This is a genomic window from Pseudomonas sp. AM8, assembly GCF_036346475.1.
Lineage (GTDB): Bacteria > Pseudomonadota > Gammaproteobacteria > Pseudomonadales > Pseudomonadaceae > Aquipseudomonas > Aquipseudomonas marginalis.
The window spans coordinates 283,134-306,897 of sequence record NZ_JAOTNX010000003.1 but is presented as its reverse complement, the minus strand read 5'-3'; the positions used below and the strand labels follow the sequence as shown (position 1 = coordinate 306,897).

23 protein-coding genes are annotated in these 23,764 nt (G+C 62.9%); 10 read left to right on the top strand and 13 right to left on the bottom strand.

Going from position 1 to position 23,764, the window contains the following annotated elements:
- Nucleotides 1-127 precede the first annotated feature (127 nt).
- From V3W40_RS10905 to ppnP, 7 genes are all read left to right on the top strand, one after another.
- Nucleotides 128-1,906, top strand: coding sequence for an acyclic terpene utilization AtuA family protein (locus tag V3W40_RS10905; RefSeq protein WP_330215005.1), 1,779 nt, complete (start codon nucleotides 128-130; stop codon nucleotides 1,904-1,906).
- 101 nt (nucleotides 1,907-2,007) lie between these two features.
- Complete coding sequence (locus V3W40_RS10900; protein ID WP_074847399.1) at nucleotides 2,008-3,624, top strand: acyl-CoA carboxylase subunit beta; 1,617 nt, start codon at nucleotides 2,008-2,010, stop codon at nucleotides 3,622-3,624.
- A 16-nt stretch (nucleotides 3,625-3,640) separates the two neighbouring features.
- The gene (gene atuD, locus V3W40_RS10895; RefSeq protein ID WP_330215004.1) at nucleotides 3,641-4,798 is read left to right on the top strand and encodes a citronellyl-CoA dehydrogenase; all 1,158 of its coding nucleotides are present in this window, start codon (nucleotides 3,641-3,643) and stop codon (nucleotides 4,796-4,798) included.
- Nucleotides 4,795-5,556 (top strand): enoyl-CoA hydratase/isomerase family protein, encoded by a 762-nt coding sequence (locus tag V3W40_RS10890; protein WP_092486482.1) that lies wholly within the window; start codon nucleotides 4,795-4,797, stop codon nucleotides 5,554-5,556. Before atuD ends, V3W40_RS10890 begins: the two co-directional genes overlap by 4 nt.
- A gap of 769 nt (nucleotides 5,557-6,325) precedes the next feature.
- Nucleotides 6,326-8,209, top strand: a complete 1,884-nt coding sequence (locus V3W40_RS10885; RefSeq protein WP_330215003.1) for an acetyl/propionyl/methylcrotonyl-CoA carboxylase subunit alpha — start codon at nucleotides 6,326-6,328, stop codon at nucleotides 8,207-8,209.
- Between the two features lie 74 nt (nucleotides 8,210-8,283).
- On the top strand, nucleotides 8,284-8,826 hold the full coding sequence (locus V3W40_RS10880) for an exonuclease domain-containing protein (RefSeq protein ID WP_065924152.1): 543 nt from the start codon (nucleotides 8,284-8,286) through the stop codon (nucleotides 8,824-8,826).
- A gap of 193 nt (nucleotides 8,827-9,019) precedes the next feature.
- Nucleotides 9,020-9,304, top strand: a complete 285-nt coding sequence (gene ppnP, locus V3W40_RS10870) for a pyrimidine/purine nucleoside phosphorylase (RefSeq protein ID WP_027603886.1) — start codon at nucleotides 9,020-9,022, stop codon at nucleotides 9,302-9,304.
- Nucleotides 9,305-9,367: 63 nt separating this feature from the next.
- On the opposite strand, the gene V3W40_RS10865 is transcribed toward ppnP, so the two are convergent.
- On the bottom strand, nucleotides 9,368-10,174 hold the full coding sequence (locus V3W40_RS10865) for an MOSC domain-containing protein (protein WP_065924151.1): 807 nt from the start codon (nucleotides 10,172-10,174) through the stop codon (nucleotides 9,368-9,370).
- Nucleotides 10,175-10,213: 39 nt separating this feature from the next.
- Entirely contained in the window at nucleotides 10,214-11,149 is a 936-nt protein-coding gene (locus tag V3W40_RS10860; RefSeq protein WP_027603884.1) for a chemotaxis protein CheV, read from the bottom strand.
- Nucleotides 11,150-11,699: 550 nt separating this feature from the next.
- Between V3W40_RS10860 and V3W40_RS10855 the strand changes: the two genes are divergently transcribed.
- The 3 genes from V3W40_RS10855 (at nucleotide 11,700) to V3W40_RS10845 (ending at nucleotide 14,054) form a co-directional block, all read left to right on the top strand.
- Nucleotides 11,700-12,149 carry a hypothetical protein gene (locus V3W40_RS10855; protein WP_027603883.1) on the top strand — a complete coding sequence of 150 codons (450 nt, stop codon included), beginning with the start codon at nucleotides 11,700-11,702 and terminating at the stop codon, nucleotides 12,147-12,149.
- A 355-nt stretch (nucleotides 12,150-12,504) separates the two neighbouring features.
- Nucleotides 12,505-13,398 carry a sensor histidine kinase gene (locus V3W40_RS10850; RefSeq protein WP_027603882.1) on the top strand — a complete coding sequence of 298 codons (894 nt, stop codon included), beginning with the start codon at nucleotides 12,505-12,507 and terminating at the stop codon, nucleotides 13,396-13,398.
- Nucleotides 13,395-14,054, top strand: coding sequence for a response regulator transcription factor (locus tag V3W40_RS10845; protein WP_065924149.1), 660 nt, complete (start codon nucleotides 13,395-13,397; stop codon nucleotides 14,052-14,054). Before V3W40_RS10850 ends, V3W40_RS10845 begins: the two co-directional genes overlap by 4 nt.
- Here V3W40_RS10845 and yegS read toward each other — a convergent pair.
- From yegS to V3W40_RS10790, 11 genes are all read right to left on the bottom strand, one after another.
- Nucleotides 14,013-14,933 carry a lipid kinase YegS gene (gene yegS, locus V3W40_RS10840; RefSeq protein ID WP_330215002.1) on the bottom strand — a complete coding sequence of 307 codons (921 nt, stop codon included), beginning with the start codon at nucleotides 14,931-14,933 and terminating at the stop codon, nucleotides 14,013-14,015. The genes V3W40_RS10845 and yegS overlap by 42 nt on opposite strands.
- Before the next feature lie 80 nt (nucleotides 14,934-15,013).
- Nucleotides 15,014-15,163, bottom strand: a complete 150-nt coding sequence (locus V3W40_RS10835) for a hypothetical protein (protein WP_442962838.1) — start codon at nucleotides 15,161-15,163, stop codon at nucleotides 15,014-15,016.
- 47 nt (nucleotides 15,164-15,210) lie between these two features.
- The gene (locus tag V3W40_RS10830; RefSeq protein WP_065924147.1) at nucleotides 15,211-15,537 is read right to left on the bottom strand and encodes a hypothetical protein; all 327 of its coding nucleotides are present in this window, start codon (nucleotides 15,535-15,537) and stop codon (nucleotides 15,211-15,213) included.
- Nucleotides 15,538-15,988: 451 nt separating this feature from the next.
- Complete coding sequence (locus V3W40_RS10825; RefSeq protein ID WP_065924146.1) at nucleotides 15,989-16,381, bottom strand: DUF2802 domain-containing protein; 393 nt, start codon at nucleotides 16,379-16,381, stop codon at nucleotides 15,989-15,991.
- Nucleotides 16,382-16,864: a chemotaxis protein CheW gene (locus V3W40_RS10820; RefSeq protein WP_005790025.1), complete on the bottom strand. Its 483-nt coding sequence runs from the start codon at nucleotides 16,862-16,864 to the stop codon at nucleotides 16,382-16,384.
- A gap of 81 nt (nucleotides 16,865-16,945) precedes the next feature.
- Entirely contained in the window at nucleotides 16,946-17,740 is a 795-nt protein-coding gene (locus V3W40_RS10815) for a CheW domain-containing protein (RefSeq protein ID WP_330215001.1), read from the bottom strand.
- 2 nt (nucleotides 17,741-17,742) lie between these two features.
- Nucleotides 17,743-18,531: a ParA family protein gene (locus V3W40_RS10810; protein WP_065924144.1), complete on the bottom strand. Its 789-nt coding sequence runs from the start codon at nucleotides 18,529-18,531 to the stop codon at nucleotides 17,743-17,745.
- A 51-nt stretch (nucleotides 18,532-18,582) separates the two neighbouring features.
- Entirely contained in the window at nucleotides 18,583-19,470 is an 888-nt protein-coding gene (gene motD / locus V3W40_RS10805; RefSeq protein WP_065924143.1) for a flagellar motor protein MotD, read from the bottom strand.
- Nucleotides 19,471-19,612: 142 nt separating this feature from the next.
- Nucleotides 19,613-20,353 carry a flagellar motor protein gene (locus V3W40_RS10800; RefSeq protein ID WP_027603872.1) on the bottom strand — a complete coding sequence of 247 codons (741 nt, stop codon included), beginning with the start codon at nucleotides 20,351-20,353 and terminating at the stop codon, nucleotides 19,613-19,615.
- Nucleotides 20,353-21,486, bottom strand: coding sequence for a protein-glutamate methylesterase/protein-glutamine glutaminase (locus V3W40_RS10795; RefSeq protein ID WP_074847404.1), 1,134 nt, complete (start codon nucleotides 21,484-21,486; stop codon nucleotides 20,353-20,355). The genes V3W40_RS10800 and V3W40_RS10795 overlap by 1 nt, the downstream gene beginning before the upstream one ends.
- Nucleotides 21,487-21,535: 49 nt before the next feature.
- Complete coding sequence (locus tag V3W40_RS10790) at nucleotides 21,536-23,761, bottom strand: chemotaxis protein CheA (protein WP_330215000.1); 2,226 nt, start codon at nucleotides 23,759-23,761, stop codon at nucleotides 21,536-21,538.
- Nucleotides 23,762-23,764 lie beyond the last annotated feature (3 nt).

Here is a 23,764-nt window from a genome sequence, read left to right as displayed (position 1 = left end):
TCTTGGCCGGCAATTTAGGCCGTGCCAGTCACCCAAGCAAGCGCTTGGGCAAAACTTGTGACCGGAGTTTACAAACCAAGCGCTTGCTTGGTAGTCTCGTTGCCAGCCATTCGAGGAAGGATTTCTCATGAGCAAGACGGTTCGTATCGGCTGCGCCAGCGCCTTCTGGGGTGACACCTGCAGCGCCGCCGCGCAGTTGGTGCACGGCGGCAAGCTGAACTACCTGGTGTTCGACTACCTGGCGGAAGTCACGATGTCGATCCTCGCCGGTGCACGGATGAAAGATCCCCAGGCCGGCTACGCCACGGATTTCGTCGAGGTGCTCACACCGCTGCTGGCCGAGATCCAGCGCCAGGGCATCCGCGTGATCAGCAATGCCGGCGGCATCCACCCCCAGGCCTGCGCCGCCGCCCTGCAAGCTGCCTGCGATAAAGCCCAGGTGCCGTTGAAAATCGCCGTGCTGCTGGGCGATGACCTGCACCCCCGGCTCAAGCACCTGCACGGCATCACCGACATGTTCAACGGCGCGCCGCTGCCGCCCCTGTGCGTATCGGCCAATGCCTACCTCGGCGCACCGGGCATTGCCCAGGCGCTGCAACTGGGCGCGGACATCGTCATCACCGGCCGGGTGGTCGACAGCGCGGTGGTCAGCGCGGCGCTGGTGCATGAGTTCGGTTGGTCGTGGCAGGACTATGACCGCCTGGCCCAGGCCGCGCTGGCCGGGCATATCATTGAATGCGGCGCGCAGTGTACCGGTGGCAACTTCACAGACTGGCGCGACGTGCCCGACTACGAGCACATCGGCTTCCCCATCGTCGAAGTCAATGCCGATGGCCAGTTCACGGTCAATAAAGTCGAGGGCAGCGGCGGCCTGATCAGCGAACTGAGCGTGGCCGAACAACTGCTGTATGAAATCGGCGACCCTCACGCGTATCTGCTGCCCGATGTGATCTGCGATTTCAGCCAGGTGAAGCTGCAGCAGCAAGGCAAAAACTGCGTACGCCTGCACGGCGCCAAGGGGTTGCCGCCGACGCACCAGTACAAGGTCAGCGCCACTTACCCGGAGGGCTTTCGCTGCACCGCCAGTTGCCTGATCGCCGGGATCGATGCGGTGGCCAAGGCCGAGCGGGTCAGCCAGGCGATCATCAACAAGACCTCGGAACTGTTCAGCCAGCGCGGCTGGGCGCCCTACACCGACGTAAATATCGAACTGCTGGGCAGCGAAGCGACGTATGGCCCCCGCGCCCTGCGCCACGACTGCCGCGAGGTGGTGGTCAAGCTGGCGGTGCGCCACCCGAGCAAGCCGGCGCTGGTGCTGTTCGCCCGCGAGATCGCCCAGGCGGCCACGGGCATGGCGCCGGGGCTGACCGGGATTGTCGGCGGGCGGCCGACGGTGTACCCGCTGATCCGCTTGTTCTCGTTCCTGATCGATAAGGCCGCCTGCGAGGTGGTAGTCGACTTCCAGGGCCAACGCCACGTCTGCACGCTGCCCGTCGCCGACGCCCCCCTCATGCCTGCCGCGCCGATGGATCCACCCCAGCCCCAAGGCCGCGCCGACGCCAGCGTGGCGCTGGTGAAACTCGCCGTGGCGCGCTCCGGCGACAAGGGCAACCACAGCAATATCGGGGTTATCGCCCGCGCCCCCGAGTACCTGCCGTGGATTGCCGAAGCGCTGACGCCGGAAGTGCTCGTCGACTGGATGGGCCACGTGCTCGACCCCGTGCACGGCCGCGTCGAACGCTGGTATTTGCCCGGCAGCCACAGCCTCAATTTCCTGCTGGAAAACGCCCTGGGCGGCGGCGGCATCGCCAGCCTGCGCATCGACCCCCAGGGCAAGGCCTTCGCCCAGCAGCTGTTGGAAATCCCCATCGCCGTGCCGCAACACATCGCCGATCAACTCACATAAAGGAGCGTCGCCGTGGCCTTCGACTCGACCTTCAAAGCCGGCCTGTTCCAGGGTCACACCGTGATCGTCAGCGGCCGCGACACAAGGCGGAGCAATAAACCATGCCGCTGATTGACAGCCTGATCGATCCCCACAGCCCGCAGTTCGCCCAGAACCGCGCCGCCATGCTGGCAGGCATCCAACACCTGCGCCAGTTGGAACAGACCCTGCTGAGCAAGGCCGAGGAGGCCAGGCCCAAGTTCGAAAAACGTGGCCAACTGCTGCCCCGCGAGCGCCTCAACCTGCTGCTGGACCCTGGCGCGCCGTTCCTGGAACTGGCGAGCCTGGCCGGTTACAAGCTGCATGATGACAAGGACGGCAGCGCCGCCGGCGGTGGGCTGATCGCCGGCATCGGCTACGTCAGCGGCGTGCGCATGCTGGTGGTGGCCAATAACAGCGCGATCAAGGGCGGCACCGTTTCGCCCTCCGGCCTGAAAAAATCCCTGCGCCTGCAACAGATCGCCATGGACAACAAACTGCCGGTGGTGACCCTCGCCGAAAGCGGTGGCGCCAACCTCAACTATGCCGCGGAGATTTTCATCGAAGGCGCGCGCAGCTTTGCCAACCAGGCGCGCATGTCCGCCATGGGCTTGCCGCAGATCACCGTGGTGCACGGCTCGGCCACGGCGGGTGGCGCGTACCAGCCAGGGCTGTCGGATTACGTGGTGGTGGTGCGCGGCAAGGCCAAGCTGTTCCTTGCCGGCCCGCCGCTGCTCAAGGCGGCGACCGGTGAAGTCGCCACCGATGAAGAATTGGGCGGCGCCGAAATGCATGCACAGATCGCCGGCACTGCCGAATACCTGGCGGAAAATGACGCCGATGGCGTGCGCATCGTGCGTGAAATCGTCAGCCTGTTGCCCTGGGATGAGCGCCTGCCGTTGACGCCCAAACGCACTTACGCCGAGCCGCTGTACCCCATCGACGACCTGCTGGGGCTGATCCCCGCTGACCCGAAAAAGCCCTACGACGTGCGCGAAATCCTCGCGCGCCTGGCCGACGGTTCGCAGTTCCTCGAGTTCAAGGCAGCGTTCGACGCCCATACCGTCTGCGGCCATCTGCACATCCAGGGCCGCGCGGTCGGCGTGATCGGCAACAACGGCCCGATCACGCCCAAGGGCGCGAGCAAGGCGGCGCAGTTTATCCAGCTGTGTGACCAGAGCCGCACACCGCTGCTGTTCCTGCACAACACCACCGGCTTCATGGTGGGTACCGAAGCGGAGCAGCAAGGGGTGATCAAGCATGGCGCGAAGATGATCCAGGCGGTGGCCAACGCACGGGTGCCTAAACTCACGGTGGTGGTCGGTGGCTCCTACGGCGCCGGCAACTATGCAATGTGCGGTCGCGGCCTGGACCCGCGTTTTATCTTCGCCTGGCCCAACAGCCGCACGGCGGTGATGGGCGGAGCCCAGGCGGGCAAGGTGCTGCGGATCGTCACCGAGGCCAAGCAGTTGAAGGACGGCCTGGTGCCGGATCCCAAGGTGCTGGACATGCTCGAACAGGTCACCGCGCAAAAACTCGACAGCCAGTCCACCGCCCTCTATGGCAGCGCGAACCTGTGGGATGACGGGCTGATAGACCCACGGGATACCCGTACCTTACTCGGCTTTCTGCTGGACATCTGTCACGAGGCCGAGGTCCGCGAGTTGCAGCCCAACAGCTTCGGCATCGCGCGCTTCTAACCGGAGAACAAGAACAATGATCTTCACCCAGGAACACCATGAACTGCGCCGCACCGTCCGTGCCTTCGTCGACCGCGAGATCAACCCCCATGTGGACGCATGGGAAAAGGCCGGGCGCTTCCCCATCCACGACATCTTCCGCAAGGCCGGCGACCTCGGCTTGCTGGGCATTTCCAAACCGGAACAATTCGGCGGTATGGGCCTGGACTACAGCTACTCGATCGTCGCCGCCGAAGAGTTCGGCACCATCCGCTGCGGCGGCATCCCCATGTCCATCGGCGTGCAGACCGATATGTGCACCCCCGCCCTCGCCCGCTTCGGTTCCGATGAATTGCGCGACGAATTCCTGCGCCCGGCCATCAGCGGCGAGCAGGTCGGTTGCATCGGCGTCTCGGAAACCGGCGCCGGCTCCGACGTGGCCGGGTTGAAAACCCATGCGCGCAAGGACGGCGACGACTATGTGATCAACGGCAGCAAAATGTGGATCACCAACTCGCCCAGCGCCGACTTTATCTGCCTGTTGGCCAACACCTCCAATGACAAGCCGCATATCAACAAGTCGCTGATCATGGTGCCGATGAACACCCCAGGGATCAGCGTCAGCCCGCCCCTGGAAAAACTCGGCATGCACAGCTCCGAGACCGCCCAGGTGTTCTTCGACGGCGTGCGCGTACCCCAGCGCAATCGCATCGGCCATGAAGGCGCGGGTTTCATGATGCAGATGCTGCAGTTCCAGGAGGAACGCCTGTTTGGCGCGGCCAATATGATCAAGGGCCTGGAGTACTGCATCGACAGTACCGTCGAGTACTGCAAGGAACGCCAGACCTTCGGCAAGGCGCTGATCGACAACCAGGTGATTCACTTTCGCCTGGCCGAACTGGCCACCGAAATCGAATGCCTGCGCGCACTGGTCTACCAGGCCACCGAACAGTACATCAAGGGCCAGGACGTGACCCGCCTGGCCTCCATGGCCAAGCTCAAGGCCGGGCGCCTTGGCCGCGAAGTCAGCGACAGTTGCCTGCAGTACTGGGGCGGCATGGGATTCATGTGGGACAACCCGGTGGCCCGCGCTTATCGCGATGTGCGCCTGGTGTCGATTGGCGGCGGTGCCGATGAAATCATGCTGGGCATCATCTGCAAGTTGATGGGCACTTTGCCGGGGAAAAAGCCATGAATACCCTGCTGCTCGAACCCCACAACGGCGTGTTGCACATCACCCTCAACCGGCCCGAATGCCGCAATGCCATGAGCCTGGAAATGGTCAACGAACTGCGCGCGGTGCTGGCCGGGTTGGACAGCCAGGTGCGCGCCGTGGTGATCAGCGGCGCAGGCGGGCATTTTTGCGCCGGTGCCGATGTGAAGGACCTGGTCAGCGCCGGCGATCAATTGCAGGCCCTGAACCGGGCCTTCGGCACGTTGCTGCAAGCGGTGGAAGCCGTGTCGCAAGTGGTCATCGTGGTGCTGCAAGGCGCGGTGCTGGGCGGCGGGTTTGGCCTGGCCTGCGTGAGTGACATCGCGATTGCCGATCACCAGGCGCAGTTCGGTTTGCCGGAGACCAGCCTGGGGTTGCTGCCGGCACAGATTGCGCCGTTTGTGGTCAAGCGTATCGGCCTGACCCAGGCGCGGCGACTGGCGCTGACGGCGGCGCGGTTCGATGGGTTGGAAGCTCAACGGCTGGGGCTGGTGCACTTCACCGAGACCGACCCGCAGGCGTTGGCGGAGCGTCTGGATGAGGTGCTGGGGCAGGTGCTGCGCTGCGCGCCGGGCGCCAACGCGCGTACCAAGGCGCTGTTGCTGGCCAGCGTGGAGCAGCCCTTGGGGCCGCTGCTGGACCAGGCGGCGCAGTGGTTTGCCGAGGCGGTGACCAGTGCGGAAGGGATTGAGGGGACGCAGGCGTTTGTGCAGAAGAGAAAGCCTCGGTGGTGCAAGTGACGCCCGCTGAGCATGGGTATCTACACAATTTTCTGTGGTCTGTGGCGAGGGCGCTTGCCCCCGTGGCGGCCTTCGGGCCGACCATGTCGTTGGCTTTGAGCGCGTACATATCCGTTGCTGCGGTCACGGCCGCTATGGGTTCCGCCCTTACGGCGGGTCACTTTGGAAAAGCCCCAAAGTAACCAAAAGGCTCTTGCCCCACCACTCGGTACCTCGCCTAGGCTCGGTATGCCCGAACGAAGGCTTGAATCCGTGGGCCGCCGTCATGGGCCATCCTTGGCCCAGGACGGCTAACCCGGCGTCCTGCCGGGTTACCCACGGATTCAAGCCTGCGTTCGGCCAGCGTGGTTAACGGGGCGCCTGAGATCAAGATCAAAAGCCAGAGCCAGATCAAAAGATTGCTGACTTCGCCAGCGGTTAAGGAAGTAGAAGCCACACCGCGTACGCTTCAATGATCAGGTCGGCTTTAAGGCCGCCTCGTCTTGTTTTTGATTTGGGATCGCCCCGTCAAACACGCTGGCCGAACGCAGGCTTTGGAGCGTGGGTAACCCGGCAGGACGCCGGGTTAGCCGCACTGGGCCATGGATGGCCCATTGCGGCGGCCCACGCTCCAAAGCCGGAGTGAGGGCACACCGAGCCTAGGCGAGGTGCCGAGTGTTGGGGCGAAGACCTTTTGCTTACTTTTGGGTCTTTCCAAAAGTGAGCCGCCGTAAGGGCGGAACCATAAGTGGCCGTTACCTAAATAACGGATATGCACACGGAGCAAAAAATGCCGCAGTTCACAAAAATCCTCATCGCCAACCGCGGCGAAATCGCCTGCCGCATCCAACGCACGGCCCAGGCCTTGGGCTACCGCACCGTCGCCGTCTACAGCGACGCCGACGCCGAGGCCCTGCACGTGCAGATGGCCGACGAAGCCGTGTGCATCGGCCCCGCGGCGGTACAACTGTCCTATCTCAACATCCCGGCCATCCTCGAGGCCGCGGAAAAAACCGGCGCCGACGCCATCCACCCCGGCTACGGCTTCCTCTCGGAAAACCCCGATTTCGCCCGCGCGTGCCAAGACGCCGGCCTGACGTTCATCGGCCCCAGCGCCGAGGCCATCGAACTGATGGGCAGCAAGCGCCGCTCCAAGCTCGCCATGCTCGAGGCCGGGGTGCCTTGCATCGCCGGCTACCAGGGCAGCGCCCAGGACGACACCTGCCTGCAACGTGAAGCCGAGCGCATCGGCTACCCGCTGATGATCAAGGCCAGCGCCGGCGGCGGTGGCCGTGGCATGCGTCTGGTCCACCAGCCGGAGGCGCTGCTGGAAAGCCTGCACAGCGCCCGCTCGGAGGCCAGGAACGCCTTCGGCAGTGACGAACTGATCCTCGAACAGGCGCTGATCGAGCCGCGCCACGTCGAGATCCAACTGTTCGGCGACCGCCACGGCAACCTGATTTACCTCGGCGAACGGGACTGCTCGATCCAGCGCCGCCATCAGAAAGTCATCGAGGAAGCGCCCTGCCCGGTGATGACGCCCGAACTGCGCCAGGCCATGGGCGAAGCCGCGCTCAAGGCCGGACGCGCAGTGAATTACCTCGGCGCCGGTACCGTGGAGTTCCTGCTCGACCGCAACGGCCGGTTCTACTTCCTGGAAATGAACACCCGCCTGCAAGTGGAGCACCCGGTCACCGAGCTGATCACCGGCCTCGACCTGGTGGCCTGGCAACTGCAAATCGCCGCCGGCCAGCCGCTGCCGCTCGAGCAGGCGCAGGTGAGCCTGAACGGCCACGCCATGGAAGTGCGCCTCTATGCCGAAGACCCGGCCCAGGGCTTCCTGCCGCAAACCGGTGAGGTACTGCGCTGGGAACCGGCCGTGGGCGTACGGGTTGACCATGGGCTGTGCGAAGGCGAAACCATCAGCCCGTTCTATGACCCGATGCTCGGCAAGCTCATCGCCCATGGCGCCACCCGCGAAGAAGCCCGGCGCAAGCTGCTGCGGGCGGTGGAAGACACGCTGTTGCTGGGGGTGACGACCAATCAGCGCTTGTTGGCTGAACTGCTCAAGCACCCAGGCTTTATCGACGGTGATTTCAGCACCGGGTTTATCGCCGAGCACTTCAGCGAAATACCGCGCCCGGCCGCGACAAGTGATCAACTCGCCCTGGCCGCCGCGCTGTTTTACCAACACAGCGCCGACCAGCATCCCCACGGCCTCGCGGGATGGCGCAACAACGCCCGTGTTCCCTGCACCTTTCGCCTGGAGGCCGACGGCGAAACCCACACCGTCACCGCCGCCGCCCTGCCACTCAGCACCGATGGCCGTCGCGCCACCCTGGTGCTCAACGGCGTTCGCCGTCGCATCGCCTATCACCTGGAGGGCTCCCGGCTGTGGCTGCCTGGCCTTATCGTCACCAACCGCACCCAGCAGGTTGCCGGGCGCCAGGCCGACGCCGGCAGCGGCACGGTCAAGGCACCGATGGACGGTGCCATCGTCGACGTCCGCGTCAGCACCGGTGAACAGGTGACTAAAGGCCAACTGCTGCTGGTGCTCGAAGCCATGAAAATGGAGCATCCACTCAAGGCCGACAGGGACGGCGTGGTCAAGGCCGTGCAGGTGATGGCGGGCGAACAGGTACGCAATCGCCAGGTTCTGCTGGAGATCGAATAACCCCCTAGTCGGAACTACAAGGCCGGTCTACGCTCTATCCCCAACAGGAAAGGACGAGTACGGGAACCTGCGCGATGCCTCATTGGCTGATTATTGACCTTGAAGCCACAACGGATGAAGGCGGCTGGCCCGTGACGGAGATGGAAGTCATCGAGATCGGCGCGAGCCTGGTGAACCGCCAGGGCCGCGAGCTGGACCACTTCCAGCGCTTTGTGCGGCCGCTGCGCCGCCCCTTGCTCACGCCCTTTTGTCGCCAGCTGACCCATATCACCCAGGCAAATATCGACGGCGCTGCGCCGTTCATCGAGGTGTGGCCGCTGTTCGAGCGCTGGCTGGGCCAGCATCAGGCGCGCCTGGAAGGCTGGGCCAGTTGGGGTGACTACGATCGCGTACAGCTGGAGCTCGAGTGGCAGCGCCATGGCCTGACCAGCGCCATGGCCCCCACGCCCCATGTCAACCTCAAGCAACGCTTCGCCAAGGCCCGGCGCCTGGACAAGCCCCTGGGGCTCAATGGCGCCCTGCAATTGGCGGGGATGCAGTTCCAGGGCCAGCAACATCGAGCGCTGGAAGATGCACGCAACACCGCGCGCCTGCTGCCGCTGATTTTGCCGGTCTAGGCAGCGCCCGAAGCCTTGGGCATACTGACTCCCCCTTTTCCTTGCTGCTCAACTGTAGGAGCGAGCTTGCTCGCGAAGGTCGTTAACGATAACGCGGTAAACCTGGCACCCAGCGGCGCTCTCAGGTTTTTCGCGAGCAAGCTCGCTCCTACAGGATGAGCGTAAAGCATCAACTTTTTCCGAGGATTCGCCCATGTTCAAAGTCAACGAGTACTTCGACGGCACCGTCAAGTCGATCGCTTTCGGCACCGCAGAAGGTCCGGCGACCATCGGCGTGATGGCCCCGGGTGAATACGAATTCGGCACCGCCCAGCGTGAAATCATGCACGTGGTGTCCGGCGCCCTGAGCGTCAAGCTGCCCGACGCCAACGACTGGGAAACCTTCGCCGCCGGCAGCCAGTTCAACGTACCGGCCAACAGCAAGTTCCAGCTGAAGGTCGCGGTAGACACCGCTTACCTGTGCGAATACCGCGGCTGATCGCTGCGCCGCAAAAAAAATGCCCGTCTCCTGCGAGACGGGCATTTTTTATGGGCGCATGACTTATTCGAGGATGATCACCGGCATGCCCACTTCCAGGCGGCCCACACCATCGTTGACCAGGTTCTGGCCAAAAATCGCGCCGTCCTCGGTCTTGCGGTAGGCCTCCAGCGTCACAAAAGGCTCACGGTCGGGGCTGCGCTCGCCGGTGTGCGGATCGATGGTGGTGAGAATGCAGCGTGAGCAGGGCTTGACTGCGCGAAACTCCACATCCCCGATGCGCAGGCGCTTCCAGCCGTCTTCGGCGAAGGCGTCGCTGCCTTCGATCACCAGGTTGGGGCGAAAGCGCAGCATGTCCATGGGACGGCCGACTTTCTGCGAGAGGTCGTCGAGGGACGCTTGCCCGATCACCAGCAACGGATAACCGTCGGCGAACGCGACCTGGTCATCATCGCGGCCGTAACCTGCCTGGGTAGTGCGCGCCCGTTCCAGAGGAATCTGCACCAGCCGCGTGGGCTTGCCGATAAAGGCGCTGACCCAGGCGGCGGCTTCGTCGCCGGCGTCCGGCACACGCAAGGTGTCGCGCCAGATGGTCACGCCACGTAACTCAGCCGCGCTGCCGGGCAGCGCCACATCCAGCGGCGCGTAGCCAGGCGAACTCAGGGTCAGGCCGCCGCTGCTGTTCCACAGCGCCGACAGTTGGCTCATCTTTGCCACGGCGCGCTGGGTGAGGAAACGCCCGCTGGCCTCATCCACCAGCATCCAGCGTCGATCGCCGTCCAACCCCAGTTTATCCAGGCCGACCTGTTGAAGAGTTTCGGCCTTGCCGGACTTCAAGGGGTAACGGTACAACGCGCTGAGACGAAGCATGGGCCAACATTCCTGAGGGGCAAAGCCGTCACCCTAAGGTCAAGCGGACGCTTCGTCCAGCATCAGGCGCTGACGTACCACATCCACCAGCTTGTCCGGCTGGAACTTGGACAGGAAGTTGTCGCAGCCGACCTTCTTCACCATCGAGTCGTTGAAGCTGCCTGACAGCGAAGTGTGCAGTACCACGTAGAGCTTGCGCAGCCGTGGGTCGTTGCGGATTTCGGTGGTGAGGCGGTAGCCGTCCATCTCGGGCATTTCGGCGTCGGTGAAGATCATCAGCAGCTTGTCGGTCATCACATGGCCGGCGTCGGCCCAGGCCTTGAGCATATTCAACGCCTTGAGACCGTCGCTGGCGATGTGCATCTTCACGCCCAGTTGGCCGAGGGTGTCGCGCAATTGCGACAGGGCCACGTTGGAGTCGTCCACCAGCAGCACTTCGCGGCCACGGGCGCGTTCCAGCACCGGGTCGTCGAGTTTTTCGCGGGAGACCTTGGCGTTGTACGGCACGATCTCGGCGAGGACTTTTTCCACGTCGATGATCTCCACCAACTGGTCGTCGACCTTGCTGATGGCGGTGAGGTAATGCTGGCGCCCGGCGCTGGTCGGCGGCGGCAGGATGGCCTCCCAGTTCATGTTGACGATGCGGTCCACACCACCCACCAGGAACGCCTGCACCGAGCGGTTGTACTCGGTGACGATAATGGTGCTGTTGGGGCCCGGCACCAGCGGACGCATGCCGATGGCCTGGGACAAGTCGATCACTGGCAGGGTCTGGCCCCGCAGGTTGACCACGCCGCACACGAAGGGGTGGCGCTGGGGCATCAGGGTCAGCTTGGGCAGTTGCAGGACTTCCTGCACCTTGAACACGTTGATGGCGAACAGCTGCCGCCCGGCCAGGCGGAACATGAGGATCTCCAGGCGATTCTCACCCACCAGTTGCGTGCGTTGGTCTACCGTGTCGAGAATGCCGGCCATTAAGAGCTCCTGGTGTGCGCTGGAAAGTAATGCGCGAAGTGTTTGTGCAGTTAGCTTGTTATCGGCGGCAAACGCCGGACCTTGACCCCGGTAAAATGCCACGTAAACTCATTGATGTCACACTGACATCATGCTTTACTGCTGAGGCCTGTTCATATGGCGGTGCAGCGACGTTGCGCGACATTCAAATCGACGCAAGGTTCCGTCATGTAAGGGATTCCCCTAGGCACAATCAGGCCCAACCTGATGTTCGCAATATCTAATAGCCATTAATGTGACGCCATTCTCATTGCATGAATGGAGTCAGGCTTTTGTTTGCCATCCCCAGCCCTCGTCTTATGGGTTTTCCAGACGTTCACGTGACGGCAACTGAAGGTGTGCAATCGAGCCCGCTCACGGGGGCCACGCACAGCCGTCGCCGTCATTCAAATAAACGTCCTACTGAAAACTCAGAAGCAACCTACAGATTCCCGTTATCTTTCAGCGGTAGTTTTACGCCATTCACCCGGTGCGACCTCTCATCACCCGACCTTATGTTGTGGAGACTTGCATGATGAACGACGGTAACGAGTGGCAACTTGCACTTCCTGAGTTCCTGCGCGAGGCTGAAAAGCTGCTGACCAAGTCGGAAGAATGCCTGAGCCACCTGCATTTGATCCGCAACGACAGTGACGCCATCGACTGCATGAAAATCAGCCTGATCAAGCTCGCCGAAAAGGCCGATTGCCTGGCCCTGCAAGCGATCAGCGAGTTCTCGCGGCATATCCAGGACGTGATCGCCAACGCCGAAAACCCGTTGCAGTTACATGATCAAGCCCTGGACGCCCTGCATGACTGCCTGACATTGCTGGCCTGGCAGTTGGAATTGATCGATGCAAAAACAGGCCAACTGCCCCTGGATGAAGAAGAACAGACCAAGTTGATTGACACGGTCACCCTGCACATTCCGCAAAAGGGTTTCAGTTACAATCCGCAACAACGTATGCACCATTTGTCTTGAAGCGTTATCAGGTCGCATTCAAGCACGGGGTTATCTAAAAACGACGACTCCAACTAATCTGCTGGAGAAAAATGGCTATTCAATATCAATTAGCCATTAACGATACAAACCCTTTGAAATAATACAACCTCACTTCATTAACTCTGGGATTATCATTCCTCGAGTTGTTGCGCGTTTAAATAGGCCCGCCAGGCACGGCACCTGGCGACCAACGGTAAGAGTGGTGGTACTATGCACCCGCTTGAAGTGACTCAACTTCAGCCTGCTTGAGAACGATTCAAGAACGTATTCCAAACAGAGCCCGGTCAGCCGCGACCGGTCTTCCCGCAGCGAACCTTCATTGGCTCCATCCGCTATGCATGCCAGCCTCAAGACATTCATCGCAAGGTCCGCGTCCCGCAGTAACGCACGCCGTTTGATCCTCGCCCTGTGCCTCGGCTCGCTGCTGCTGAGCCTGTGGGCCTACAGCCGCTCCGCGCCGCTGCCACTGCTGGTGCTGCTGCTCAACCTGGCCATCTTGGTGGTGGTTGGCCTGCAACAGTGGCGCTCGCGTAAATCCATCAAGTTCCAGCCCCAGGAGTTGGCCGATCGCCTGTTGCAAGTGCAGGAAAACGAACGTCATCGCCTCAGCCGTGAACTGCATGACGATATCGGCCAGTTGCTGACCGCCGCCAAGCTGCAAAGCGAATGGCTCAAGCGCCGCCTGCCGGAGGAGCTGCAAAGCCAGTGCACCGTGCTGTGCAACACCTTGAACGAGACCCTGGCCAAGGTGCGCGACGTGTCCGCCATCCTCAACCCCCGGCAGCTCGCCAGCCTGGGCCTGGAAGCCAGCCTGCGCGCGCACCTGCTCAAGACCCTGGAAAACACCCCGGTGCACTGGAGCCTCGAATGCCAGCAACGACTGACCGGCATCCCTGAAGAAATGGCCGTGGCGGCCTTTCGCATTACCCAGGAAGCCGTGACCAACATGCTGCGCCACGCCCAGGCGCGCAACCTGCTGGTGCGCCTGCAGCGCCTGCCCGAGGGCCTGTCGCTGACCATCTGCGATGACGGCCAGGGCTTTTCGCCCGCCATCAACCCCGGCCTGGAAGGCCAACGGGGCATGGCCGGCATGTCCGAGCGCATTGACCAGCTTGGGGGTTCATTGTCCGTCAGCAGCCAACCAGGCCACGGCACACGGATCGACGCGCTTTTCCCCTGGGCGCCTCGCTCCCTCGAACGGGCCAGCGCCCCTAAGGTTATCGAGTGACCTGCACATTACTCCTGGTGGATGACCATGCACTGATCAGGGCCGGCGTACGTGCGCTGATCCAGGATATTCCCGGCTACACGGTGACCGGCGAAGCCAGCGATGGCGCGCAATTGCTGGAGCAGTTCAATACCTTGCTGCCGGATATCGTGCTGTTGGACCTGTCCATGAAGCACACCAGCGGCCTCGAGGCGCTACAGCAACTCAAGCATGCGCACCCCAGGAGCAAGGTGCTGATCCTGTCGATGCACACCGACCCGGAGCTGATCATGTGCGCGCTGGAGGCAGGCGCCCACGGCTACCTGCTCAAGGACACCACTGCCAACGAGCTGGAACACGCGTTGCTGGCCTTGCGCAACAACGAGCGCTACCTGAGCCCGGCGATCGCCCATACCGTGATCAACCAGGCGCTGGTGCGCAGCCAGGGGCCGACCACGCCCGCCAGCCACAGCCATAACCTCACGGCCCGCCAACTGGAAATCCTGCGCCTGATCGTGCGCGGCAAATCCACCCGCGAGATCGCCCACGGCCTGGGCCTGAGCATCAAGACCGTAGAAGCCCACCGCTCGCAAATCATGAAGCGCCTGCAGATATTCGACGTGGCGGGCCTGGTGTTATTTGCCGTGCGCGAGCAGATCATCAGCCTGGACGACTAGGGGCGAACCCACCGGCAAATGCACGCGCAGGGCCTTGGGCAAGGCCTCGAAGTGCAGGTCGTCACCTTCCAGCGGCTCGCCATCGAGGTTGATGTACAAGCCCTGCGCGACCTTGATGTTGACCCACGGCAGGCGTGCCCGCACGAACATCGCGTCCAGCTCCCAGCCGTTGCCCATCAGCTCGCGCAAGGTGCCCACCACTTCCTGGGGGGCCGGCAGGATACTGATGTCGAGCAAGCCATCGTCGGCCAATGCCCCAGGGCACAGCACATGCCCACCGCCCGCCTGGCGACCGTTGCCGATGCCCAGCGCGAGCAGCTCGCCTTTCCAGTGAAAATCCGGCCCGTCCAGCTCGGCATAGGCGGCCTTCAACTCGCTGAAGCGCGTCAGGCCGGTGAACAGGTAGGCGGCGCCACCGAGGACTTTCTTCAGGTCTTCGGAGGTATTGGCGGTAACCTGGCTGCCGAAGCCGCCGGTGGCCATATTCAGGAAGATTTGCCCGCCGACCTGGCCGAGGTCGATCGCACGGGGCGGCACATCCAGCAACGCCAGGGCCTGGGCCGGCTCCAAGGGCACGCCGGCAGCCTTGGCGAAGTCATTGGCGGTCCCCAGGGGCATCAGCACCAGGCTGGCTTCACCCTTGGCCTCGGCCATGGCCTCGGCCACGTCGCGCAAGGTGCCGTCGCCGCCGCCGGCAACGATGTGGGTATAGCCGCCCTCCAAGGCTTCCTTGACCAGGCGCTTTGCGTCACCGCCCTCCCAGGTCACCCGTACCGCCAGCTCCCCACCCTGCCTGCGCCGGGCCAGCACGGCGCTGCGCACGTCCTCGTTGAGGGCTTGCTTGCCGTGGAGGATCAACAGTGCCTTGGGGGTGGTCATGGGTGGCTTACTCCTGGATTCAAAGGTGCTTGAAGGATGTGGACCCTGGGCGACCGAAAAAAAGCCATGGGCGTTGAAAATTAATCCCGCGACCCAGGCATGCCCAGGCTTTCGCCGCTGTGATCGGGGAAGCCCGCTTTCGTCGACGCCATCACCCCGGCGCCCGGCACGTTCCAGTCCAGGCAATCACGCCCCGGCACCGCGCGCACCAGCAGCGCCACGGGAACCACACGTAAAATGTCATCAGCAGTCAACTCGCAGAGGAATAAAGGGCTGCTTACGGCTGACGGCAATTCTGTTTGACCGACAGCCGCGGCGCCGGCTCGTACTTCACCTGCTGCAAGCCATCGGCGCCCTGGAAGATGAAGTATTTGATCCGGCAGTCCTTGAACATCGGCGAGTAACCCTCAGCCCGGAAGCCTTGGCCGTCGACCTGCTTGGTCACAGTGTTGTTGCGGCTGACCACCGCGAGCACCTGGGCATAACCCTGGCCCATCTTCACCCCCGGCTCGCCGGTGACCGTCATCGACGAGGCGCAACCACCCAACCCTGCCGCCGCCAATACCAGCGCGACGCCGTACAGTCCATTGCGTAGATCGTTCATTCACTGCTTCCCTTCAGTGATGGATCAGCGGCGGCCATCGCACACTGGAGATTCGCCAACGCGTCCCTGGCATGGCCCGCGGCTCAACGTGAGGTCAATGCCGCTGGCACCGATGCAACGTCCTTGCAACGGATCATCGACAGGGTTTACTGGACATCTTCAGCCTGATCGCCACTGAGCACTACGCGGTCGATCTTGAAGCACGGCGTTTGATTGCGCGCTAAGCGCGGAAGTGGCCACCCAAGACGGCAGCCAAACAGAGGGTTTTGCTCGAGAGGGGGATCAACAGACATTTCGCATCCTTGTGAGTGAAATTTCCTACATGCGTAGATGGGTCATCACAAAGAAGTAAAAGTGCCACGGAGAACCATGGCACTGTGACACATCCGACACAATCAGCCGCAGCCGGCATTCAAGGCATAGAGAGAGGCGCACGGTTCACACGGCGCAATCAGCTCTTGTGTAACTTACTCATCAACTGCGCCTCAGCCTGGGTCAAGCCACACGACTGGGTCAGTTCATCCACGGTAGCGCCCATGCCCACCAGCTTCGCCGCCTGGGCAAATGACAGGCTGGAAGGATCACGCTGCTCGATCTGCGCCAGTTTGTCCGGCAACGGCGCGAGGATGGCGCGCAGTTCATGCACCTCGTCCCCGACCTTCACCGCACTCTGCTGGAAGTGATCGACCCGCTTGACCAACTCCAGCACCCGTCGATCACGCACCGCATCGCGCTCGGCCTGCTGCATCGCCAATTCGCGCTGCTGGCGTATATAGCGCAGCAGAAAACCCAAGGTCCCGGCCCACAACAGGGCCAGGACAATCACCGCGACCTCAAGGAACAATCAGATGCTCTCCAGTTCCGACCATTCTTCTTCGCTCATCATTTTGTCCAGCTCAACCAGAATCAACAGTTCGTTGTTCTTGTTGCACACGCCCTGGATGAACTTGGCCGATTCCTCGTTGCCCACGTTCGGCGCGGTTTCCACTTCCGATTGGCGCAGGTAGACCACTTCCGCGACGCTGTCGACCATGATACCGACCACTTGCTTGTCGGCCTCGATGATGACGATACGCGTGTTGTCGCTGACTTCGACCGTGTCCAGGCCAAAACGCTGGCGGGTGTCGATCACCGTCACCACGTTGCCGCGCAGGTTGATGATGCCCAGCACATAGCTTGGCGCACCGGGAACCGGAGCGATCTCGGTGTAGCGCAGCACTTCCTGCACGCGCATCACGTTAATACCGTAGGTTTCGTTGTCCAGTTTGAAGGTAACCCATTGCAGGATCGGATCATCCAAACCTTGTGCGGACGCTGACTTGTTCATATCTCTGACCCCTTCAAATGCCGATGTAGGCGGCGTGTGTACTTCTTTTGGCCGCACGCTCGCGCGGCCCTTATTGTCCAATCAACTGCGTTTGTTCACCGGCATCGCCTTAACGGCACCGCTGGCGATCAACTCGGCCAGTTCGGCAACGTCCAGCAACGCGCACATGTGTTCGATCACGGTGCCTGCCAGCCAGGGCCGCTGGCCCCGGTGGCTGCGCCATTTGATTTCATTCGGGTCCAGGCGCAGCGAGCGGCTGACTTGATGCACCGCCAGCCCCCATTCGTAGCCCTGCACCGAGATCACGTATTGCAAGCCTTGGCGGAAGTCATCGCGGTAGCGGTCGGGCATCACCCAGCGCGCGGTGTCCAGCACCTTGAGGTTACCGGCCTGGCTCGGCAGGATGCCCAGGAACCACTCCGGCTGCCCGAACAATGGCGTCAGTTCCTGGCCCTCCAACGAGTAGATCGAGCCCAGGCACACCAACGGCACCGCCAGGGTCAACCCGGCGACGTCGAACAGCAGACATTCAAATGGCTCGGCCGCCCAGGCCGGACGATCATCGCCGCTCACCGGCGGTGGCGTGATGCTCGGTGGCAGGTGCACTTCCACGACCGGCTCGACCACCACAGGCACGACGGGCGCGACCACCGGGACGCTGACCGGGACGACGAGTGCATCGCGGGCCTGCTCTTCCAATACAGCCAACTGGAACTCATCCAGGCTGCTCGACGACGGCACTTCGACCGCCGGCTCCAGCACCAGGATCGGTTCCGGCAATTCTTCTGCGGTCGCGTCCTGCAGCAAGGCATCCAGGTAGGATTCCAGTGCCAGTTGCGGGCGGGTCTTGACCTTGAGTTCGACGGGACGGTTCATCATCAGGCCACCTGCGCCACAAGCTGCTGGGACAGCAGGTGCTTGAGCAACGCCCGGTAGGCCAGCACACCGCGGCTTTTGCCGTCGAACTGCGACGGCGTGAGCCCGGCACGGCTGGCATCACGCAGGCGGGTATCCACCGGGATGTAGCCGTTCCAGATGGTCTCCGGGTAGGCATCGCGCAGGACGCGCAAGGTGCCCAGGGACGCCTGGGTGCGGCGGTCGAACAGGGTGGGCACGATGCTGTAGGGCAACGCCTGTTTGCGCGAACGGTTGATCATCGCCAGGGTACTGACCATGCGCTCCAGGCCCTTGACCGCCAGGTGCTCGGTCTGCACCGGGATCACCAGTTGCTGGCTGGCCGCCAAAGCGTTGACCATCAGCACGCCGAGCAACGGCGGGCTGTCGATGATGGCGTAGTCGAAGTCCTGCCACAGTTGCGCCAGGGTCTTGGCGATCACCAGGCCCAGGCCGCTCTGCCCCGGCGACTGGCGCTCCAGGGTGGCCAGCGCGGTACTCGACGGCAGCAGGGAAATGCTTTCGTTACTGGTGGGCAGCAGCAATTGCCCGGGCAGGTCGGCCGGTACGTTGCCTTTGTGCAGGAACAGGTCGTAGTTGCTGTGCTCCAGCGCATCCGGGTCGTAGCCGAAATAGCTGGTCATCGAGCCGTGGGGGTCGAGGTCGACCACGACCACACGCTTGCCCGCCTCGGCCAGCAAGCCGGCTAAAGCGATGGAGGTGGTGGTCTTGCCGACTCCACCTTTTTGATTGGCAACTGCCCAGACTCTCATTCGGATGGTTCCTCCCGGTGGGCACACGCGCGACCGAGACATTGCATAAGGTTATTGAGCCGGCGACGGAGAATTGACGGCACTCTGCTGAACCGGCGGCTTTGCAGGGGCCGGTGCAGTTTGTGTGCCAGCGCGCTTCAAGGCCGCATCCGGTGTTGCATTGGCGGTACCGGTGCCGGTCAGGCTACGGCGCACCTCCAGGTTTCGGGACACCACCAGCACCACCCGACGGTTGCGTGCGCGGCCTTCGAGCGTGGCGTTATTGGCCACCGGCTGGAACTCGCCATACCCCACCGACGCCAGGCGTCCAGGGTTCACGCCCTGCATCGCGAGCATGCGCACGATGCTTGCGGCACGGGCCGATGACAGCTCCCAGTTGGTCGGGTACTGCGCAGTACTGATCGGCACATTGTCGGTAAAGCCTTCAACGTGGATCGGGTTTTCAAACGGTTTGAGGATCGCCGCCACCTTGTCGATGATGGTGAACGCCTGGTCGCTGGGCAATGCATCGGCACTGGCGAACAGCAGGCTGGAATTGAGCTCGATCTCCACCCACAACTCATTGCCGCGCACGGTCATCTGGTTGGAGCTGATCAGGTCGCCAAACGCGGCACTGATGTCATCGGCGATGCTTTTCAGCGGATCACTGGTGCCGCCCACACCGGCAGCGGTTTCGTCGCTGTCATTGACCAGCGGCTTGGCCGGGGTCACGGTCTTGGGCCGCTCTTCGCCAATCGGGATCGGCTTGAGCGAACGGTCGGCGTCGTTGAACACACCGATCAACGCCTGGGAAATGACCTTGTACTTGCCTTCGTTGATCGACGAGATGGAGTACATCACCACGAAAAAGGCGAACAGCAAGGTGATGAAGTCCGCATAGGACACCAGCCACCGCTCGTGGTTGACGTGTTCTTCAGGCTCGCGACGGCGACGGCTCACAGGCGATTACCTCCGCAAAACAAATCAACTGTAGGAGCGAGCTTGCTCGCGAAAAACCCGAGAGCAACGCGTTCATCCACGATGCCCGCGTTATCGTTGACGATTTTCGCGAGCAAGCTCGCTCCTACAGGGTTCATGACCATCAATCCATGAAGCCCTGGAGCTTCAATTCGATGGAGCGCGGGTTCTCGCCCTCGGCAATCGACAGGATGCCTTCCAGCAGCATCTCGCGATAGCGCGACTGGCGCATGGCAATCGACTTGAGCTTGCTGGCCACCGGCAACAGCACCAGGTTGGCACTGGCCACCCCGTAGATGGTGGCAACGAACGCCACGGCAATGCCGCTGCCCAGTTGCGACGGATCGGCCAGGTTGCCCATCACGTGGATCAGGCCCATCACCGCGCCGATGATGCCGATGGTCGGCGCGTAGCCGCCCATGCTTTCAAACACTTTGGCGGCGTTGATGTCGCGGCTTTCCTGGGTGTAGAAATCCACCTCGAGGATGCTGCGGATCGCTTCCGGCTCGGCGCCGTCCACCAGCAATTGCAGGCCTTTGCGCGAATAGCTGTCGGGTTCGGCATCGGCCACGCCTTCGAGGCCCAGCAGGCCTTCCTTGCGCGCGGTGAGGCTCCAGTTGACGACGCGATCGATGCCACCGGCCAGGTCGACACGCGGCGGAAAAATGATCCAGATGAGGATTTGCATCGCGCGCTTGAACGAACTCATCGGTGACTGCAGCAACGCGGCGCCCACCGTGCCGCCAATCACGATCAGCGCCGCCGGGCCGTTGGCCAGGGCGCCCAGGTGACCGCCTTCGAGGTAGTTGCCGCCAATAATGGCGACAAACGCCAGGATGATGCCGATCAGGCTCAATACATCCATCAGAGGCAGGCCTCCACCAGATGCCTGCCGATATCGTCCAGGCTGTAGACGGCGTCGGCCAGGTCAGCCTTGACGATGGCCATGGGCATGCCATAGATCACGCAGCTGGCCTCGTCCTGGGCCCAGATCGCACTGCCGCCCTGCTTGAGCAGGCGCGCGCCTTCACGACCGTCGGCGCCCATGCCGGTGAGCACCACCGCCAGAACTTTGTCGCCGTAGGACTTGGCCGCCGAACCGAAGGTGATGTCCACGCACGGCTTGTAGTTGAGGCGCTCATCACCCGGCAGGATTTTGATCGCGCCACGGCCGTCGACCATCATCTGCTTGCCGCCCGGAGCCAGCAACGCCAGGCCAGGACGCAGGATGTCGCCATCCTCGGCTTCCTTGACGCTGATGCGGCAGAGCTTGTCCAGGCGCTCGGCAAAGGCCTTGGTGAACGCGGCGGGCATGTGCTGGATCAACACGATCGGCGCCGGGAAGTTGGCCGGCAATTGGGTCAACACGCGCTGCAAGGCGACCGGGCCGCCGGTGGAGGTGCCGATGGCGACCAGTTTATAGGCCTTGCGCTTGGGCGCAGGCGAATGGGCAGCCGCCGGTGCGGACGTGCGCACCGGCGGCGCGGCAGGCCGTGCAACCGGCGCAGGCGCCGGGCGGCCAAACGTGGAACCGGCAGGCGCCGCCGGCGCAGCAACCGGTGCCGGCGCAGGGGCTGGCGCGCTGAACAGGCTGCGGCGGTTGCTGCGGGAAATACTGTGGACTTTCTCGCACAGCAGTTGCTTGACCTTCTCGGGGTTGCGCGAGATGTCTTCGAAATTCTTCGGCAGGAAGTCCACCGCCCCCGCATCCAGCGCGTCGAGGGTCACTCGGGCGCCTTCGTGGGTCAGCGAGGAGAACATCAATACCGGGGTCGGGCAGCGTTGCATGATGTGCCGGACTGCCGTGATGCCATCCATCATCGGCATCTCGTAGTCCATGGTGATCACGTCCGGCTTCAACGCAATGGCTTGATCAATCGCCTCTTTGCCGTTGGTGGCCGTGCCGACCACCTGGATGCTTGGATCGGCGGAAAGAATTTCCGAGACGCGGCGGCGGAAGAAACCCGAATCGTCCACCACCAGGACCTTGACTGCCATAAACACTCCGTTAGGTGGGGCGGGCAATACCGCCTATGCCCCACCAGAATCAAATACGCCGAGCGGCGTAACGCTTGAGCATGCTCGGAACATCGAGAATCAGCGCGATCCGACCGTCACCGGTGATGGTCGCACCCGACATGCCCGGGGTTCCCTGCAGCATTTTGCCCAAAGGCTTGATGACCACTTCTTCCTGGCCAACCAGTTGATCGACGACAAAGCCGATACGCTGGGTGCCCACGGAGAGAATCACCACATGGCCTTCGCGCTGCTCTTCATGGGCGGCCGATGCAACCAGCCAGCGCTTGAGGTAGAACAGGGGCAACGCCTTGTCCCGCACGATCACCACTTCCTGGCCGTCGACCACGTTGGTGCGCGACAGGTCGAGGTGGAAGATCTCGTTGACGTTGACCAGCGGGAAGGCGAACGCCTGGTTGCCCAGCATCACCATCAGGGTCGGCATGATCGCCAGGGTCAACGGCACCTTGATGACGATCTTGGAGCCCTGGCCCTTGGTCGAGTAGATGTTGATCGAACCGTTGAGCTGGCTGATCTTGGTCTTCACCACGTCCATGCCCACGCCACGGCCCGACACGTCGGAAATCTCGGTCTTGGTCGAGAAGCCGGGGGCGAAGATCAGGTTGTAGCACTCGGTGTCGGTCAGGCGGTCGGCGGCGTCCTTGTCCATCACGCCACGCTTGACGGCGATACTGCGCAGGATATTCGGGTCCATGCCCTTGCCGTCATCGGTGATCGACAGCAGGATGTGGTCGCCTTCCTGCTCCGCCGCCAGGATCACCTTGCCGCCACGGGACTTGCCTGAGGCTTCGCGTTCTTCCGGGGTTTCGACACCGTGGTCGACAGCGTTGCGCACCAAGTGGACCAGCGGGTCGGCCAGGGCCTCGACAAGGTTCTTGTCGAGGTCGGTTTCTTCACCCACCAGTTCCAGGTTGATCTCTTTCTTCAGCTGGCGCGCGAGGTCGCGAACCAGGCGCGGGAAGCGGCCGAAGACTTTCTTGATCGGCTGCATGCGCGTTTTCATCACCGCGGTCTGCAGGTCGGCGGTGACCACGTCGAGGTTCGACACGGCCTTCTGCATGGCTTCATCGCCACTGCTCAGGCCCAGGCGCACCAGGCGGTTACGCACCAGTACCAGCTCGCCGACCATGTTCATGATGTCGTCCAGCCGCGCGGTATCGACCCGTACGGTGGTTTCGGCTTCACTGGCCGGTTTTTCCGCGACCGGCGCCGTAGCGGCACGCGCTGGAGCCGGGGCAGCAGCCGGCGCAGGCGCAGGCTTGGCGGCGGGCGCGGCGGCTTTGGCGGCAACCGGTGCCGCCGTGGCTGCAGCAGCGGCCGGGGCGACTTCGGTGAACTTGCCCTTGCCGTGCAGATCGTCCAGCAGTGCTTCGAATTCGTGATCGGAGATCAACCCATCGTCCGCAGGCTTGGCGCCGGCAGCGGGTGCTGCCGGGGCCGCGGCCGTAGCGGCGACTGCCGGCAAGGCATCGGCCGCGAAGGTACCCTTGCCATGCAACTGGTCGAGCAACGCTTCGAATTCATCGTCAGTGATGTCGGTGCTGGCAGAAGCGGCAGGCGCCTGCGCAGCACCGGCGGCGGCACCGGCAGGCGCCACGGCGTCGGCGGCGAACTGGCCCTTGCCGTGCAATTGATCGAGCAGGGACTCGAACTCAGCGTCGGTAATGTCCTCGCTGGTCGGCGCGACAGCCGGGGCAACCGGGGCAACCGCAGCCGGCGCTTCGGCTTCGGCCTTGACGGCACTGAGGGAGCTGAGCAGTTGCTCGAACTCGCTGTCCGTCACATCCGCTTCAGGCTCCGCCACCGGTTCCGGTACGGCTTCGACCACCGGCGCTGCCGAGGTGTCGGCCGGCTCTGCATAGCGCGCCAGGGCGGCCAGCAGTTCCGGAGTGGCTGCGGTGATCGGGGCACGCTCGCGCACTTCGCTGAACATGCCGTTGACCGCATCCAGTGCTTCGAGAATCACGTCCATCAACTCCGAATCAACGTGACGCTCACCCTTGCGCAGGATGTCGAACACGTTCTCGGCGATGTGGCAGCACTCCACCAGCTCATGGAGCTGGAGGAAGCCGGCGCCCCCTTTTACAGTATGAAAACCGCGAAAAATTGCATTGAGCAGGTTCGCATCATCCGGGCGGCTTTCCAGCTCGACCAGTTGTTCGGACAGTTGCTCTAAAATTTCGCCGGCCTCTACAAGGAAATCCTGAAGGATCTCTTCATCGGCGCCGAAGCTCATGTG